Origin of the sequence: Phyllobacterium brassicacearum, assembly GCF_003010955.1 — a bacterium.
GTDB classification, from domain to species: Bacteria; Pseudomonadota; Alphaproteobacteria; order Rhizobiales; family Rhizobiaceae; genus Phyllobacterium; species Phyllobacterium brassicacearum.
Genome location: NZ_PGGO01000003.1, coordinates 1 through 14,857 on the forward strand (window position 1 = coordinate 1; position 14,857 = coordinate 14,857).

Sequence of the window (14,857 nt, forward strand, 5' to 3'; positions counted from 1 at the left end):
ACGACTTGCGCTTTTTTGGCGCTGGTTGTTCCCGCGTTAAGGCCTCCAGTTTTTTTAGGAAGGCGTTCTCCATGCGCAGATAGCTCAGCTCCGCCAGCAACTCTTCGCGGCTCTTTTTATCATCGCTGCGTGAAGCGTCCGGTTCTTTGGGCACTGGCGGTTCGGGCATGGATCGCTGCCTTCCTCTGCGGCGCGGGCTCAGGGCGTCAATACCACCCGTTTTATAGCGTCGCTCCCAATCCGGCAGGCAACTCCTGTTGCGGATGTTGAACAACGCCGCCGTCTGGCGATACGACAGCCCATCCTCCCACATCCGCTCGAGAACCGATAGCTTGAACGCAGCATCGTAGTGGCTGAACTTCGTCGCAAGCCCCGCTGCCCCGTGGGCCTCGTAGCTTGCTACCCATTTGCGAACCGTCGCATGGTCCACTCCGAAATGCCCGCCAACTTCCCGAGCGCTCCGCTCGCCCTTCTGATAAAACGCCACAACAGAAAGCTTAAAAGCAACGCTGTGTTTGGACATGCAAAACCCCCGAAGGTTGATGTCCAACTTTCGGGGGTCAGATCATCACTCGCGCCGGGCTTTCTCACGACTTTTTCAGCGGATCACGAACCTTCGATCTGGCGGATCGCCTCGATCATGAGTTCTTCCATCGTGCGGCGGATGCGATGGTCAGACGTGTCGATACCGGCCGCATCGAAATCCGTACGGATCTTGCGGAAGACATCATCGTCGCCGGCCTCCTGGAAATCTGCCTTGATGACGTCTTTCGCATAGGCCTCAGCCTCTTCGCCGGTCTTGCCGAGCTTTTCCGCCGCCCAGAGGCCGAGAAGCTTGTTACGCCGGGCTTCCGCCCTGAAACGCACTTCTGCGTCATGCGCATACTTGTTTTCAAAGGCGTTCTTGCGATCTTCCATTGTCATCCTCTCTTGCTCCCGCAAAATGATTGGGTAATTCGACTGCTATATACATCCGGGCGTTGGGCGTTTTTCAGGCAAATCCCCAATGTTTATAGTTCTTCAGTTTCATATAGCCGTTCTCCAGAAAATCGAAAGTCTCAAATTATACACCGAGGACGGGGCCAGGTCACATTGTCGTATGATCTCCACAGTCCCCATATATCCCATAAAACGGGGGACCTCCATAAAGGATCATTGTAGAATGCTTGCTTTTAAGATAGTTAGCGCGCCAACATGACGGCACGCTTAAGAACCGGGGCCCGACCGATAACTCCAATACCAGAGAATCCGCAATGAACCGTCGCCGCCGTGTCTACGAAGGCAAAGCCAAGATCCTTTACGAAGGACCAGAACCAGGCACACTCGTCCAGCATTTCAAAGACGATACGACCGTGCTGCACCCCAAGAAAACTGAAGTCATCGACGGCAAAGGCGTTCTGAACAACCGCATTTCCGAGTATATCTTCAGCCAGCTGAACCGGATGGGCATTCCGACGCACTTCATCCGGCGTATGAACATGCGCGAGCAGTTGATCAAGGAAGTCGAGATCATCCCGCTGCAGGTGGTCGTGCGCAATATCGCGGCCGGCTCGCTGGCAAAGCGCCTCGGCATCGAGGAAGGCACGGTTTTGCCGCGCTCGATCATCGAGTTCTACTACAAGAATGACGAGCTCGACGACCCGATGGTGTCGGAAGAGCATATCACTGCCTTCGGCTGGGCTGCTCCGCAGGAGATCGACGACATCATGGCTCTCGCCATTCGCGTCAACGACTTTCTCAGTGGCCTGTTTCTGGGTGTCGGTATCCAGCTCGTCGATTTCAAGATCGAATGCGGCCGCCTCTATGAGGGCGATCTGATGCGCATCGTCCTTGCCGACGAATTCTCGCCGGATTCCGCAAGGCTCTGGGATAGCCAGACTGCCGAAAAGATGGACAAGGACCGGTTCCGCCGCGACATGGGTGGCCTGATCGAGGCCTATCAGGAAGTTGCGCGCCGTCTTGGCATTATGAATGAAAACGAACCGAACCGTCCGACGGGACCGGTATTGGTCAAATAGCATTGGAGAAGACAAGTCGATGAAGGCACGTGTCACTGTAACCTTGAAGAATGGCGTTCTTGATCCGCAGGGCAAGGCAATTGTCGGTGCGCTGGGCAGCCTTGGTTTCGATGGCGTCGGTTCCGTGCGCCAGGGCAAGGTGTTCGATGTCGAGCTCGACACGAAGGACCGCGCCAAGGCCGAAGAAAGCCTCAAGGCGATGTGCGAAAAGCTCCTCGCAAATACAGTCATCGAAGATTACAGTGTGGCGATTGATTGATGACTTTTTGAGGATTCGCCATGGTCGAAATTACGCAGGAATTGATATACGAGGTTCTTAGCAAAATTCAGGGCGATGTGTTGCACCTAAAAGAAGGGCAGCGGGAAATGCGCCATGATATCGTCAGGCTTCGCAACGATATACATATTGTACAGGGTGACATTAATGGTCTACGCGCTGCAAATGTTGAGATCGTGGATCGCCTCGACCGTATCGAACTTCGGGAACTCGCAGAAGCACAAGCAAGGTTTGAACCGCACCCATGAAATCAGCAGTTGTACTCCTTCCCGGCCTTAACCGCGACCGCGACATGATTGCGGCGTTGACGAAGATTTCCGGCGTTGCGCCGCACACGGTCTGGCAGACCGACACGGAAATTCCCGATGTCGACCTGATCGTCATCCCCGGCGGTTTCTCCTATGGCGATTACCTGCGCTGCGGCGCGATCGCTGCGCGCATGCCGGTCATGCAGGCGATCCGCGAGAAGGCGGACAAGGGCGTCATGGTGATGGGCGTGTGCAACGGTTTCCAGATTCTGGTGGAAGCGGGCCTCCTGCCCGGCGCACTGATGCGCAATGCCTCGCTGAAATTTGTCTGCCGCGAGGTCAAGCTCGAAGTGACGAACGCCAATACGGCTTTCACGCGCGGCTATTCCCATGGCCAGATCATTCGCAGCCCGGTCGCCCATCATGACGGCAATTACTTTGCCGATACTGAGACGCTGGCGCGCGTGGAGGGCAATGGCCAGGTGGTCTTCCGCTACGCCGAAGGCACCAATCCGAACGGCTCGATCAACGATATCGCCGGCATCATCAACGAGAACGGCAATGTCCTCGGTCTGATGCCGCATCCGGAGAACCTCATCGAGGCTGCCCACGGCGGAACCGATGGCCGTGCATTGTTTGCCGGCATTCTCGGGGTTGCCGCCTGAGCAGAATCCTATACGTTTGAGAAATGCCGTTTCAACGGGGAGTGCGTTGAAACGGCGCTCAATGGAGGAACCCCGGAATGAAACTCTACTCGCGGCCGCTATCTCCCTATTCCTCCATCATCCGCTGCATCGCCTATTACAAACAAGCACCTATCAAGATCGTTGCGCCGCCGCAGGGCATGCCAATTCCCGAAGAGTTCCGCGCCATCTCGCCATTCAACCGTATTCCGGTGTTGATCACCGGCTCCGGCCTCACCATCATCGAGGCCTCGGTGATTGCCGAATATCTGGAAGAACATTTCCCTGAACCTTCGCTGTTGCCGGCCGATTCCAGGGACCGCGCCATTGTCCGCATGACGGCACGCGCGGCCGAGCTCGAAGTCCTGGCGCCGGTCATGGAGCTGTTCGAGCTGCTTTACTTAAAGTCCAAGGACGAGGCGCGGATTGCAAAGCTTTTCAAGCAGATGGAAATTGGGCTGACGGAGGTTGAAAAGCGCCTCGGTCAAGGCCCCTATGCGCTGGGTGAACAGATGACGCTGGCCGATGCATGGCTGACCCCGACGCGTTTCGTCTTCAACAATTTCCGCAAGCTGTCAGGCCGCGGAGACCTGCTCGATCCCTTCCCTAAATTTGATGCCTATCAGCAACTGATTGTTCAGGATCCGGTGCTATCGCTGGTCTGGTACGAGATGACGGACGGCCTCAAAGTGTTCGAGAGTGCACTCGAGTCTGCCTGAGTCCCCCGATTTTAAAGTGCTGCTGCGTCCCTTGCGTGCCAAGGGCGCACGGCGCAGCAGTGGAGAATCTTCAATGAACCTGCCAACGACTGGCACTGTGACAATCTGCGCCATGATGATTTCGCTTGCGGCGCTTGCCGGCTGCCAGTCGCAAGGCAAACCTGGTCCCGGCTCCCTCGCCTTCAACTCGGAGAAGGCTGCCCTGCCGACAATGGAACGGGTGGCGCTAGCCGCCAACACTTGCTGGTTCAAATCGGGCGATTCAACATTCAAGCCCTATCGGCTTGCACCGGAATTGAACTCCTTTTCGGGACGGCCGCGCATTCTGGTCGTGCCGGCAAGCAATCCCGGCGGCCGCCCGCTGCTCGTTGTTCACGCGGAAGGCAATCCGGCCAAGGTCGAGGCGTTCGGGCCGCTGATGAGCAATTCGGCGGGCAATCGCATTGCCGCAGATGTGCGCCGATGGGCCGGCGGACAGTCGTCCTGCTCGGCCAGCGGATGAAAACTGCTATGAGGCTGCGTCGCCAGCCTCACCATTTCACGAAAAGTAGTTTTCGAGATCAGCTTCGACGTGATCACGGGTTAGACCGAGATCTTTCAATCCCTCATCGCCGAGGGACGCAAGTTCGAGTCTTGTCCGGCGTTTCATGGCCGCATTTTCGAGCCAACGCACGATGCGGATGAGTGTCTCGTATTGAAACGCCGGTACCAGGCCGAAAGGCCTGCCAGGATCTATGTAGGTCGGACCCATATTCGCCTCCATGTGACGAGCGATCGCCTTTCATATTGGTGTTGGCAACGCCCGTCGCAAGAGTGTGTTAATCCCAGAAGAACCGCTTGATCTCGCGACGCGCTTCCGCAGGTGCAATCCCGACATCATTCAGCAGATCGTCGCTGAGTTCACTGAGATGCAGGCGTGTCCGGCGCTTCATCATTGCATTGCCAAACCAGCCGATCAGTGTGGAGGCCGTATGTAACAATCCGCTGTTCTGAGAACGTGCTGGGTGGCTTTCCGCGCCATCAGACCTTCTAATTGTATCTATTGTGCTCATTGTCATTGTCCTTGGGAGGTCAAATTGACTCGTTTTTGTGTCATTGTTATATGAATTGACTCAATTGGCAGCGCAATATAATAATTGTTACCATGACAAATTGGCTCCCTGAACTTGAACCCGGCAAAGGCCCGCTTTACCTGCAGCTGGCTGACCGCATCGAGACCGACATCGCGGAGGGTGTTCTTGCGCCCGGCACGAAACTGCCGCCGCAGCGCAACCTTGCTTTCGATATCGGCGTCACCATCGGCACGGTTGGACGCGCCTATAATCTCATCCGCGAACGCGGCCTCGTCAGCGGCGAGGTCGGACGCGGAACCTATGTGACGGACCACAAGGAAACATCGCTGGTGCTGCCAGTTGCACACACCGAGCCGTTTGGCGGTACGCGCAGCGCCACGATCCCGTCCGGCAAGATCCGCATGGACTCGACGGCGGCGATCGAGGTCGGCCAATCAGCTGCGATGGAACGACTTCTGGCTGAGCTTACGAAGGAGTATCCGAGCGAGATTGCCAGTTACTCCCGCACCCTCCCCGCATCCTGGCAGCAGGCAGGCAGCAAATGGCTTTCAGCGGCTGGCTGGGTGCCGGAACCTTCCTCCGTCGTCCCGACCCTGGGCGCGCATTCGGCGATCCTGGCTGTGATTGCCGCAATTACTGTTCCAGGTGACAAGATTGCCTTCGAGGACCTGACCTATTGTTCCGCAGCGCGGAGCGTCAACCTGATGGGCCGCCGCAGCATCATCATGCAGACGCAGGGCAGTCTCACGCCCGATGATTTTGAGCGGCACTGCGCCCAACAGCACCCGAAGCTCGTCTTCCTGATGCCATCTCTGCACAACCCCACCGCCGCCACCATGCCGGAGGAGCATCGCCGAGCCATTGTCGAGATCGCTCGACGCTACAATGTCTGGATCATCGAGGACGAGATCTACGGGTCTCTGATGACGCACGATCACGTCAAGATTGCCGATCTGGCGCCTGAGCGGACATTCCATATTGGCGGCCTCTCCAAATCCGTGGCCGCAGGCGTGCGCGGCGGCTGGGTTGCCTGCCCGCCACATCTTGCTGCGCGTGTCCTGACCGCCCACAAGATGGTTTCCGGTGGCATGCCCTTCATCTTGGCAGAACTTGCTGCGAAGATCGTCAATTCAGGCGATGCGGATGCAATCCGCGCGAAGGTGCGTGAGGAGATCGTGGCGCGGGAGGCGATTGCCAGGTCGGCGTTCGCCGGCATGGAGTTTACATCGCAGCCGCTGGCGCCCTTCTTGTGGATGAAACTGCCTGACCCATGGCTCTCCGGGACATTCAAGAACGCCGCGCTGAACGAAGGTGTGCTGATCGACGACGAAGACGAGTTCAAGCCCGGTCGTACTGAGAAGGTGTTCCACAGGGTGAGGCTCGGCATCACCGTGCCGACAACGCGCGACGAGGTGAGGCAAGGGTTTGCGATCCTGCGCCGTCTCATGGAGACGGACAATGCGAGCTACGACAGTTATTCTTGAGCGCAAGCGCTGCTTATCTCCCCCTTCCGGGGGAGAAAGCGATTTCAGCATCTTAGCAAGCGAAGCGACCGGCACATTCCCAGAACGTGAGCGATCTTGGGCCCTCACCCCTTCCCGAGATAAGGTATCGTTCCGGCAATGTCGGTATCATCTATGAGCTGAAAGCGGCTGTCGCTGCCATCCTGACGCGCTTTGGCGTATTGGGCATATTCAGGATCATTAGCGAAGGATTGCACGGCCTCGGCGGAAGGAAACTGCAGAATTGCAATAAGAGTCGTATCCAGCGGCTCGCCCTCCAGCACCTTGACGTTGCCACTGCGCGCCAGATATTTGCCGCCATGCTTGTGTACGAAGTCATGTACGGCAGCGGCGTATTCCGGGATCCACTTTTCATCCGTTACCTTGACGTCTGCGATCACGTAAACTGGCATTGTCCTATCTCCCTAAATCAGGCCGTCCTGACCTGCATTCCCGGTTACCCAACAACAGTTTCACATGAGAAGGCCGAATTGATCCAGTGCAGGATCTGTACCGCGTGCAGAAACTTGCTCAGATCGCGGTAAATCCATTATCGACGAAGAGATGCGTGCCGGTGATAAAACTTGCTTCGTCGCTGGCAAGGAACAACGCGGCGCGGGCAACTTCTTCCGGTTCGCCGATCCGCCCTTGGGCAGCCGTCATCGCCTCATCCGAGACGTCGACGCCCCTCTTCTGCAGTTCATCGACCTCGCGCAGGCCATGCGGCGTCCGGATGAATCCCGGACAGACGGCGTTGCAGCGGATGTTGCGATCGCGGAACTCCACGGCGATGGCCCGTGCAAACATGTGGCAGGCGCCTTTGGTCGTATCGTAGAGCACTTCCATCGGCGTAGCAGCGACAGCTGAAATGGACGAGGTGCAGACGATCGAACCGCCGCCAGCATCGAGCATTTGCGGAATGACTGCCCTCGTCATCAAATACATGGAGCGCACGTTGACAGCGTGCAGCCAATCCCATTCTTCAAGCGTCGTTTCAAGGAATGGTTTGATGACGATCGTGCCGGCGTGATTGAAAAGCACGGTCACATTGCCGAACTTCTGCGCAGTGCCTGCAACCGCCTTTTGCACCTGCACCTCGTCAGAAACATCGGCCACGAAATATGCGGCCACTCCGCCGACGGCCTCGATCTCCGCCACCGTGGCAGCGGCCGCCTGTTCGTTGCGGTCGACAATTGCCACCTTTGCACCCTCGGCCGCGAAGAGCTTTGACGCTGCACCGCCCATCCCGGTTGCCCCGCCTGAGACGATCGCCACCTTACCTGCCAGCCTGCCCGCCATTTCGAACTCCTCCGCACCCGACACTGCTTGAAAGCAGACCTTATGCCCGCCATATGAGCCGGACAAGGGCCGCTCCGCTACAGCGCAACCCTCTCTGTTGATTCAGCCCATTTTCCTGTCGCGCCGCAGCACCACATACGTTAAAGAGGGGCAAAAGCTGCTCCCTCGTACGGACATTCCAGGAATCATGACCAAAGCCGATACCCGCCCGATCACCCCGGAACTCGTTGCTTCGCACGGATTGAAGCCGGACGAATATCAACGCATCCTCGATCTGATCGGACGTGAGCCAACGTTCACAGAGCTGGGCATCTTTTCGGCCATGTGGAATGAGCATTGCTCCTACAAATCCTCGAAGAAGTGGCTGCGGACACTGCCAACAACCGGCCCTCAGGTCATCCAGGGGCCCGGCGAGAACGCCGGTGTGGTCGATATCGGCGATGGCGATTGCGTGGTCTTCAAGATGGAGAGCCACAACCACCCGTCCTATATCGAGCCCTATCAGGGTGCGGCGACCGGTGTCGGCGGCATCCTGCGCGATGTGTTCACCATGGGCGCGCGGCCGATCGCTGCCATGAATGCGCTGCGCTTCGGCGAGCCGTCGCATCCCAAGACACGGCATCTCGTGTCCGGCGTTGTCGAAGGCATCGGCGGCTATGGCAATTCGTTCGGCGTGCCGACGGTTGGCGGCGAAGTCAATTTCGACACACGTTACAATGGCAACATTCTCGTCAATGCCTTTGCCGCGGGCCTCGCCAAGACCGATGCGATCTTCCTGTCGGAAGCCAAGGGCGTTGGCCTGCCCGTCGTCTATCTCGGTGCCAAGACAGGCCGCGATGGCGTTGGCGGTGCAACCATGGCCTCGGCCGAATTCGATGATGCGATCGACGAGAAGCGCCCGACCGTGCAGGTGGGCGATCCGTTCACCGAAAAGTGCCTGCTCGAAGCTTCGCTCGAATTGATGGCCTCGGGCGCGGTGATCGCCATTCAGGACATGGGCGCTGCCGGCTTGACCTGCTCGGCCGTCGAAATGGGGGCAAAAGGCAATCTCGGCATCGAACTCAATCTCGACAGCGTACCGGTGCGCGAAGAGCACATGACCGCCTATGAGATGATGCTTTCCGAAAGCCAGGAACGCATGCTGATGGTGCTGCGCCCCGAAAAAGAGGAAGAAGCCGAGGGCATCTTCCGCAAGTGGGGGCTGGATTTTGCCATTGTCGGCTATACCACCGACGATCTGCGTTTCCGCGTGCTGCATGATGGTGAGGAAGTCGCGAACCTGCCGATCAAGGATCTCGGCGACCAGGCGCCGGAATATGACCGTCCGTGGATGGAACCCGGCAAGCATGCGCCGCTCCCTGCATCCAATGTGCCGGAAGTCGACGACTATGGTGCAGCGCTGCTCAAGATGATCGGTTCGCCTGATCTTTCCTCGCGCCGCTGGGTCTACGAGCAATATGATACGCTGATCCAGGGCAACTCGCTGCAGGTTCCGGGCGGAGACGCCGGTGTCGTGCGCGTCGAGGGCCACAGGAGCAAGGCGCTGGCCTTCTCCTCGGACGTGACGCCGCGTTATTGCGAGGCCGATCCCTATGAGGGCGGCAAGCAGGCCGTCGCCGAATGCTGGCGCAACCTGACCGCCGTGGGCGCCGAGCCGCTGGCTGCGACCGACAACCTCAACTTCGGCAATCCCGAACGCCCCGAGATCATGGGCCAGCTGGTCAAGGCCGTTGGCGGCATCGGCGATGCCTGCCGCGCGCTCGCCTTCCCCATCGTTTCGGGCAATGTCTCGCTCTACAACGAGACGAATGGCCAGGCGATCCTGCCGACCCCGACCATTGCCGGCGTCGGTCTCATTCCAGACTGGAGCAAGACCGCAAAGATCGGCGGGATGCGCGATGGCGACGTGCTGATCGTGCTCGGCGGCGACGGCACGCATCTCGGCCAGTCGATCTATTTGCGCGACCTGCACGGCCGCGCCGACGGTCCGGCCCCGGCAGTCGATCTTGTCGCCGAAAAGCGCAACGGCAATTTCGTCCGTTCTGCCATCCGCAACGGCCAGGTGACCGCCTGCCACGATCTGTCCGATGGCGGGCTTGCCATTGCGCTCAGCGAGATATGCATATCATCCGGCAAGGGCGCGAATGTTGAAATCGGCGAAAGCGCACCGCACGCTCTGCTCTTCGGCGAAGATCAGGCGCGCTATCTCGTCGCCGCCGCGCCGGACATGGCCAATATCGTCATGCTGAACGCCGAAGGATGCGGCGTTCCGTTCCGCAATCTCGGGACAGTTGGCGGCAGTGCATTGACGATCGGGCGCCTGCTCTCGATATCTGTAGCAGACCTGAAAGAAGCACACGAATCGTGGTTCCCTGACTATATGGGCGTCGGCATTAATTAGGACTGCCGCTCTCAATGGACACACTGGAAGGCGTAGAAAGAAATCACGAAAAGGTCTTGCAAATTGCAAAGTCGGTCGGTCTCAATCCTGATCCATAAACATCGGATTTGACGACTGTGTTTGCAATCCCCATATCTTACCGATAGATTCTCAGCGAATGAATCAATAACCAAAAGCGCATTCCTGTCGTAGTCCAGGAATTTTGAATATCTGGAGAAATATCAATGGCAATGGACGCGCGCGATATCGAAAAAATGATTCGAGACGCCATTCCGGATGCAAAAGTGACGATCCGCGATCTGGCGGGTGATGGTGACCACTACGCCGCCGAAGTTGTTGCGGAGAGCTTTCGCGGCAAATCACGCGTACAGCAGCACCAGATGGTGTATGATGCATTGAAGGGCAATATGGGCGGTCTTCTGCATGCCCTCGCCTTGCAGACGAGCGCGCCGGAGTAACACTTCAAATCGGCGCTGCACGACAGAGTGACTTGCGTTCACGCGCCCATCGTGCTTTTTCTGGGCAAAGAGACGAGGCAAACGGGCTTCGAAGATATTTTTGGCCGCGAAACCTCCCCTCGCGGCTGCGAAAGGACCTGAAATGAGCGGTATCAACGAATTCATCGACAATGAGGTCAAGAGCAACGACGTTGTTCTCTTCATGAAGGGTACGCCCGGTTTTCCGCAGTGCGGCTTTTCCGGTCAGGTCGTGCAGATCCTTGATTACATCGGCGTGGACTACAAGGGCGTGAACGTTCTGTCCTCCACTGAACTGCGCCAGGGCATCAAGGATTATTCCAACTGGCCGACCATCCCGCAGCTTTATGTGAAGGGTGAATTTGTCGGCGGTTGCGATATCATCCGCGAAATGTTCCAGGCGGGCGAGTTGCAGACCCTCCTCAGCGAAAAGGGCGTGGCTACAAAAGCCGCCTGATTACGCAATAAGTTCAATCGGTTCCGGGGAAGTCCGGAATCTCCATATCAAAGGCGTCGGCCGTTCCGACGCCTTTGTCTTTGTTTGTTTTTGCAGGTTTGAAATCATGGATGCCTCCGCTGACACGTCTGCTGCTCGCCTGAAGGGGATGGGCAAGACTGAATTTATTGCGATGATGGCGATGCTGATGGCGATCAACGCCTTGGCAATCGATATCATGCTTCCGGGACTGCAGGAGATTGGCGCAAGCCTTGGCGTCGCCAGCGAAAACCACCGGCAATATGTGATCTCCGCCTATCTGATGGGATTTGCGGTCTCGCAGCTGTTCTATGGCCCGATCTCCGACCGGTTCGGCCGCCGTGTCCCGATGTTCACTGGGCTTGTCGTCTATGTGGTTTCGGCACTGGCCTGCGTCTTCGTTCCGAGCTTCACGTCGCTGCTCTTGTTCCGCCTGCTCCAAGGCATCGGCTCCGCTGCGACCCGTGTGATTACTATCTCTATTGTTCGCGACGTCTATGGCGGGCGGATGATGGCCGAAGTCATGTCGCTGATCATGATGGTGTTCATGATCGTCCCGGTGATCGCGCCTGGCACCGGTCAGGCGGTGATGCTGTTCGGCAACTGGCACCTGATCTTCATTTTCATGGCCGCCATCGCCAGCGCCGTCCTGGTCTGGGTCTACCTGCGCCTGCCCGAAACACTGGACCCGGCCGATGTGAGACCATTCACGCTGAAATCGGTCGCGCAGGGTTTCAGGATCGTTCTCACCAATCGTGTGGCGCTCTGCTATACGCTGGCCAATTCCTTCATCTTCGGTGCCCTGTTCGGCTTCATCAATTCGGCACAGCAGATCTATGTCGGGATCTACGATCTCGGCGTATGGTTCCCCGTCGCTTTTGCCGGGGTGGCGGTGACGATGGCATTCTCGTCCTTCGTGAATTCGCGCTTCGTCGGACGTTTCGGCATGCGGCGCCTGTCACACGGGGCACTTCTCGCCTTTCTGGGCATCAACGGCTTCTGGTTGCTGCTGACCCTGTTTGGACCGCATCCGACGCCATTCGTGTTGTATATGCTGTTGTTTGCGCTGGCGATGTTCCAGTTCGGCTGGATCGGCGCGAATTTCAACGCGCTGGCCATGGAACCGCTCGGCCATGTGGCCGGCACGGCTTCGTCCGTTTTGGGCTTCATGAGCACGGCTGGCGGTGGCGCGATCGGCGCACTGATCGGCCAGGCCTATGACGGCACGACACTGCCATTGGTTGCAGGCTACTTCGTCCTGTCGCTGATCGGCCTGATCTTCGTGCTGATCGCCGAGCGCGGAAGGCTGTTTCAACCGCACAACCAGCCGGTTTGAACAGTGCGCCGGCAATGGCTGTTGCATCGTATGACGCTCTGCAATTCTCACCCGGCTATGTACCACTTTGGTTGAATTGCTGACTTCCAACCCGTCGCCTAACATCCGAGTAATCTTGAAGGGCTGACTATGACAATTTCATTTGATACTCTGGGTTATGCGATACGCTTGGAACAGGGCGGAATTAGTCCCGCCCATGCCAAGGCGCAAGCAGAAGCCGCAAGGGATTTTATCATGCCCGAACTGGTAACCAAATCTGATCTGAACATCGCTCTGGAGCTGCTAACGGTTCGTCTTACGGTGCGGATGGGTGCATTTTTCTTCGGGACGTCCATTGCAACCATTGCCGCCATCGCGGCGATCGTAAAGCTATTCCCCTGATCGCGAAAAAGCGCTTCCTAACCCGCCATTAGCCCGGCGAAATCGAAAATCTTCCGATCCAGCAGGTGACTGGGGCGCGTATTTGCCAGCGCGCGGATCATGATTTCCTTGCGGCCAGGCATGCGTTTTTCGATGTCGGCCAGCATCGCTTTCATCATGTTGCGCTGCAGTCCGTCCTGGCTGCCGCACAGGTCGCACGGGATGATCGGGAATTGCATGGCGGCGGCGAACTTTTCCAGATCATCCTCGGCGCAGTAGCTCAACGGACGCAGCAGCATGAGATCGCCCTCGTCATTGAGCAGTTTCGGCGGCATGGCAGCAAGGCGTCCGCCATGGAAAAGATTCATCAGGAAGGTTTCGAGGATATCCTCGCGGTGGTGGCCGAGCACCAGCGCCGAGCAGCCCTCTTCCCGAGCCACGCGGTAAAGATGACCACGCCTGAGCCTTGAGCAGAGCGAGCAATATGTCTGGTTCTCGGCCACCTTGTCGGTCACGATGGAATAGGTGTCGCGGTATTCGATCCGATGCTTGATGCCGTTTGCTTTGAAAAAATCCGGAAGGATGTGCTTGGGGAAATTCGGCTGGCCCTGATCGAGATTGCAGGCAAGGAGTTCCACGGGCAACAAACCGCGCCATTTCAGATCGAGCAGCAGCGCCAGCAACCCATAGGAGTCCTTGCCGCCGGAAAGCCCGATCAGCCAGCGTTCGCCGGGCTTGACCATGGCGAAGTCCTCAAGCGCCTGCCGCGTGTTGCGCAACAGCCGCTTGCGCAGCTTGTTGAACTCCACACTCGACGGCACACCGAGGAACATCGGATGGCAACCGGCAACGTCGGTCAATTCCTGATCATGAATGGTCATGTGAACACCTCATGATGTTTCATTGACAAGGTAGCGGTCAGAACGCAAGGGCTATCAGACTCTTTGCTTTGGTCGCAATTCCGGACGGAAAACCGGTTTCCACTTTTCCTGGAATTGCTTATTGCCCGAACACCGACCAGCCAGTGCGCTGCGCCAGAAGCTCCAGTGCCGCCGAGCCGAGCTGCGAGTTGCCGACTTCGTTCAGACCAGGTGACCAGACGGCGATTGATGCCTTGCCAGGGGCAATGGCGAGGATACCTCCACCAACACCGCTCTTGCCCGGCAGGCCGACACGATAGGCAAAATCGCCGGAGCCGTCATAGTGGCCGCACATCAGCATCAACGCATTGATACGGCGGGCGCGGCTGGAAGAAACCACGCTGCCGCCATTGAGCGGATTGCGCCCGCCCGAAGCGAGATAAAGCCCGGCATGTGCAAGCTGGCGGCACGACATGGCGATGGCGCAGTGATGGAAATAGACGCCGAGCACGTGTTCTACCGGATGATCGAGATTGCGGAAGGCCTTCATGAAATTGGCGAGCGCCACATTGCGGTAGCCAGTCTGCGTCTCCGAGCGGGCGACGTTTTGATCGATGGCGATGCTCTCATCATCGGCGAGATGCCGGATGAATTGCACGATCTCGCCAATCGCTTCCTTTGGCAGATGGCCGGCGAGCACGACATCCGCGACAGCGATCGCTCCGGCATTGATGAAGGGATTGCGCGGCTTGCCCTTTTCCTGCTCGAGCTGGACAATGGAATTGAAAGCATTGCCTGATGGCTCGCGTCCGACGCGCTTCCACAACCCGTCGCCGACCTTGCCGAGCGCAAGCGTCAACGTGAAGACTTTCGAGATGCTTTGTATCGAGAAGGCGGTTTCGGCGTTGCCTGCCGCATGGATCTGCCCATCGACAGTGACCAGCGCAATGCCGAACTGCTTCGGATCGACGGTCGCCAGCTCCGGAATATAGTCGGCAAGCTTTCCCTCGCCAATCCTGCCCGAAAGATCGTGATAAACGCTGTCGACGACATCCTGAAGATCGGTCATGCGAAACGAAACTCCGGTTGAAAAAAAAGCCGCCGGGATTTCTCCGGGCGGCTCTTTCTAA

The 14,857-nt window shown here is 57.8% G+C and carries 20 protein-coding genes; 12 read left to right on the forward strand and 8 right to left on the reverse strand.

All coding sequences use genetic code 11. From position 1 onward, the window contains the following. Together CU102_RS05140 and CU102_RS05145 are read right to left on the reverse strand one after the other, a co-directional pair. The coding region (locus CU102_RS05140) for a helix-turn-helix domain-containing protein (protein ID WP_146146464.1) at positions 1 to 523 on the reverse strand (523 nt) is incomplete at its 3' end. Positions 524 to 606: 83 nt separating this feature from the next. After that, the gene (locus CU102_RS05145; protein WP_106709979.1) at positions 607 to 924 is read right to left on the reverse strand and encodes a DUF1476 domain-containing protein; all 318 of its coding nucleotides are present in this window, start codon (positions 922 to 924) and stop codon (positions 607 to 609) included. Between the two features lie 329 nt (positions 925 to 1,253). Here CU102_RS05145 and purC point away from each other — a divergent pair, with 329 nt between their 5' ends. From purC to CU102_RS05175, 6 genes are all read left to right on the forward strand, one after another. After that, entirely contained in the window at positions 1,254 to 2,018 is a 765-nt protein-coding gene (purC, locus tag CU102_RS05150; RefSeq protein ID WP_106709980.1) for a phosphoribosylaminoimidazolesuccinocarboxamide synthase, read from the forward strand. A 19-nt stretch (positions 2,019 to 2,037) separates the two neighbouring features. Next, positions 2,038 to 2,277: a phosphoribosylformylglycinamidine synthase subunit PurS gene (gene purS / locus CU102_RS05155; protein WP_106709981.1), complete on the forward strand. Its 240-nt coding sequence runs from the start codon at positions 2,038 to 2,040 to the stop codon at positions 2,275 to 2,277. Between the two features lie 20 nt (positions 2,278 to 2,297). Next, positions 2,298 to 2,543: a hypothetical protein gene (locus CU102_RS05160; protein WP_106709982.1), complete on the forward strand. Its 246-nt coding sequence runs from the start codon at positions 2,298 to 2,300 to the stop codon at positions 2,541 to 2,543. Next, positions 2,540 to 3,208, forward strand: coding sequence for a phosphoribosylformylglycinamidine synthase subunit PurQ (purQ, locus tag CU102_RS05165; protein WP_106709983.1), 669 nt, complete (start codon positions 2,540 to 2,542; stop codon positions 3,206 to 3,208). Before CU102_RS05160 ends, purQ begins: the two co-directional genes overlap by 4 nt. A gap of 77 nt (positions 3,209 to 3,285) precedes the next feature. Continuing rightward, positions 3,286 to 3,945: a glutathione S-transferase family protein gene (locus CU102_RS05170; protein ID WP_106709984.1), complete on the forward strand. Its 660-nt coding sequence runs from the start codon at positions 3,286 to 3,288 to the stop codon at positions 3,943 to 3,945. Between the two features lie 73 nt (positions 3,946 to 4,018). Then, positions 4,019 to 4,447, forward strand: a complete 429-nt coding sequence (locus CU102_RS05175; protein ID WP_106710299.1) for a hypothetical protein — start codon at positions 4,019 to 4,021, stop codon at positions 4,445 to 4,447. Positions 4,448 to 4,483: 36 nt separating this feature from the next. Here CU102_RS05175 and CU102_RS05180 read toward each other — a convergent pair whose 3' ends face one another. Together CU102_RS05180 and CU102_RS05185 are read right to left on the reverse strand one after the other, a co-directional pair. Then, complete coding sequence (locus tag CU102_RS05180; RefSeq protein ID WP_166648314.1) at positions 4,484 to 4,696, reverse strand: DUF1127 domain-containing protein; 213 nt, start codon at positions 4,694 to 4,696, stop codon at positions 4,484 to 4,486. Positions 4,697 to 4,763: 67 nt separating this feature from the next. After that, positions 4,764 to 4,997: a DUF1127 domain-containing protein gene (locus CU102_RS05185; protein WP_106709986.1), complete on the reverse strand. Its 234-nt coding sequence runs from the start codon at positions 4,995 to 4,997 to the stop codon at positions 4,764 to 4,766. 92 nt (positions 4,998 to 5,089) lie between these two features. Here CU102_RS05185 and CU102_RS05190 point away from each other — a divergent pair, with 92 nt between their 5' ends. Next, the gene (locus CU102_RS05190; RefSeq protein ID WP_106709987.1) at positions 5,090 to 6,502 is read left to right on the forward strand and encodes an aminotransferase-like domain-containing protein; all 1,413 of its coding nucleotides are present in this window, start codon (positions 5,090 to 5,092) and stop codon (positions 6,500 to 6,502) included. Positions 6,503 to 6,606: 104 nt separating this feature from the next. Here CU102_RS05190 and CU102_RS05195 read toward each other — a convergent pair whose 3' ends face one another. Together CU102_RS05195 and CU102_RS05200 are read right to left on the reverse strand one after the other, a co-directional pair. Next, the gene (locus tag CU102_RS05195; protein WP_106709988.1) at positions 6,607 to 6,933 is read right to left on the reverse strand and encodes a DUF1330 domain-containing protein; all 327 of its coding nucleotides are present in this window, start codon (positions 6,931 to 6,933) and stop codon (positions 6,607 to 6,609) included. Between the two features lie 118 nt (positions 6,934 to 7,051). Beyond that, entirely contained in the window at positions 7,052 to 7,819 is a 768-nt protein-coding gene (locus CU102_RS05200) for an SDR family NAD(P)-dependent oxidoreductase (protein WP_106709989.1), read from the reverse strand. Between the two features lie 187 nt (positions 7,820 to 8,006). Between CU102_RS05200 and purL the strand changes: the two genes are divergently transcribed. From purL to CU102_RS05225, 5 genes are all read left to right on the forward strand, one after another. Next, positions 8,007 to 10,220: a phosphoribosylformylglycinamidine synthase subunit PurL gene (purL, locus tag CU102_RS05205; protein ID WP_106709990.1), complete on the forward strand. Its 2,214-nt coding sequence runs from the start codon at positions 8,007 to 8,009 to the stop codon at positions 10,218 to 10,220. A 224-nt stretch (positions 10,221 to 10,444) separates the two neighbouring features. Next, positions 10,445 to 10,678 (forward strand): BolA/IbaG family iron-sulfur metabolism protein, encoded by a 234-nt coding sequence (locus CU102_RS05210; protein ID WP_106709991.1) that lies wholly within the window; start codon positions 10,445 to 10,447, stop codon positions 10,676 to 10,678. 142 nt (positions 10,679 to 10,820) lie between these two features. Beyond that, positions 10,821 to 11,153: a Grx4 family monothiol glutaredoxin gene (gene grxD, locus CU102_RS05215; protein WP_106709992.1), complete on the forward strand. Its 333-nt coding sequence runs from the start codon at positions 10,821 to 10,823 to the stop codon at positions 11,151 to 11,153. A gap of 103 nt (positions 11,154 to 11,256) precedes the next feature. Further along, positions 11,257 to 12,507: a multidrug effflux MFS transporter gene (locus CU102_RS05220; RefSeq protein ID WP_245425247.1), complete on the forward strand. Its 1,251-nt coding sequence runs from the start codon at positions 11,257 to 11,259 to the stop codon at positions 12,505 to 12,507. A gap of 129 nt (positions 12,508 to 12,636) precedes the next feature. Continuing rightward, positions 12,637 to 12,888 carry a hypothetical protein gene (locus CU102_RS05225; protein WP_106709993.1) on the forward strand — a complete coding sequence of 84 codons (252 nt, stop codon included), beginning with the start codon at positions 12,637 to 12,639 and terminating at the stop codon, positions 12,886 to 12,888. A gap of 17 nt (positions 12,889 to 12,905) precedes the next feature. On the opposite strand, the gene ttcA is transcribed toward CU102_RS05225, so the two are convergent. Together ttcA and CU102_RS05235 are read right to left on the reverse strand one after the other, a co-directional pair. Further along, complete coding sequence (ttcA, locus tag CU102_RS05230) at positions 12,906 to 13,748, reverse strand: tRNA 2-thiocytidine(32) synthetase TtcA (protein ID WP_106709994.1); 843 nt, start codon at positions 13,746 to 13,748, stop codon at positions 12,906 to 12,908. Between the two features lie 118 nt (positions 13,749 to 13,866). Further along, positions 13,867 to 14,796, reverse strand: coding sequence for a glutaminase (locus CU102_RS05235; protein ID WP_106709995.1), 930 nt, complete (start codon positions 14,794 to 14,796; stop codon positions 13,867 to 13,869). Positions 14,797 to 14,857 lie beyond the last annotated feature (61 nt).

What these genes read in the sequence shown, in the direction of transcription:
- CU102_RS05180 (WP_166648314.1), bottom strand. Translation starts at nt 4,696, where the DNA reads ATGGGTCCGACCTACATAGATCCTGGCAGGCCTTTCGGCCTGGTACCG.
- CU102_RS05190 (WP_106709987.1), top strand. Translation starts at nt 5,090, where the DNA reads ATGACAAATTGGCTCCCTGAACTTGAACCCGGCAAAGGCCCGCTTTAC.
- purL (WP_106709990.1), top strand. Translation starts at nt 8,007, where the DNA reads ATGACCAAAGCCGATACCCGCCCGATCACCCCGGAACTCGTTGCTTCG.
- CU102_RS05145 (WP_106709979.1), bottom strand. Translation starts at nt 924, where the DNA reads ATGACAATGGAAGATCGCAAGAACGCCTTTGAAAACAAGTATGCGCAT.
- purQ (WP_106709983.1), top strand. Translation starts at nt 2,540, where the DNA reads ATGAAATCAGCAGTTGTACTCCTTCCCGGCCTTAACCGCGACCGCGAC.
- CU102_RS05210 (WP_106709991.1), top strand. Translation starts at nt 10,445, where the DNA reads ATGGCAATGGACGCGCGCGATATCGAAAAAATGATTCGAGACGCCATT.
- CU102_RS05160 (WP_106709982.1), top strand. Translation starts at nt 2,298, where the DNA reads ATGGTCGAAATTACGCAGGAATTGATATACGAGGTTCTTAGCAAAATT.
- ttcA (WP_106709994.1), bottom strand. Translation starts at nt 13,748, where the DNA reads ATGACCATTCATGATCAGGAATTGACCGACGTTGCCGGTTGCCATCCG.
- purS (WP_106709981.1), top strand. Translation starts at nt 2,038, where the DNA reads ATGAAGGCACGTGTCACTGTAACCTTGAAGAATGGCGTTCTTGATCCG.
- purC (WP_106709980.1), top strand. Translation starts at nt 1,254, where the DNA reads ATGAACCGTCGCCGCCGTGTCTACGAAGGCAAAGCCAAGATCCTTTAC.
- CU102_RS05195 (WP_106709988.1), bottom strand. Translation starts at nt 6,933, where the DNA reads ATGCCAGTTTACGTGATCGCAGACGTCAAGGTAACGGATGAAAAGTGG.
- CU102_RS05175 (WP_106710299.1), top strand. Translation starts at nt 4,019, where the DNA reads ATGAACCTGCCAACGACTGGCACTGTGACAATCTGCGCCATGATGATT.
- CU102_RS05185 (WP_106709986.1), bottom strand. Translation starts at nt 4,997, where the DNA reads ATGAGCACAATAGATACAATTAGAAGGTCTGATGGCGCGGAAAGCCAC.
- CU102_RS05235 (WP_106709995.1), bottom strand. Translation starts at nt 14,796, where the DNA reads ATGACCGATCTTCAGGATGTCGTCGACAGCGTTTATCACGATCTTTCG.
- grxD (WP_106709992.1), top strand. Translation starts at nt 10,821, where the DNA reads ATGAGCGGTATCAACGAATTCATCGACAATGAGGTCAAGAGCAACGAC.
- CU102_RS05225 (WP_106709993.1), top strand. Translation starts at nt 12,637, where the DNA reads ATGACAATTTCATTTGATACTCTGGGTTATGCGATACGCTTGGAACAG.
- CU102_RS05200 (WP_106709989.1), bottom strand. Translation starts at nt 7,819, where the DNA reads ATGGCGGGCAGGCTGGCAGGTAAGGTGGCGATCGTCTCAGGCGGGGCA.
- CU102_RS05170 (WP_106709984.1), top strand. Translation starts at nt 3,286, where the DNA reads ATGAAACTCTACTCGCGGCCGCTATCTCCCTATTCCTCCATCATCCGC.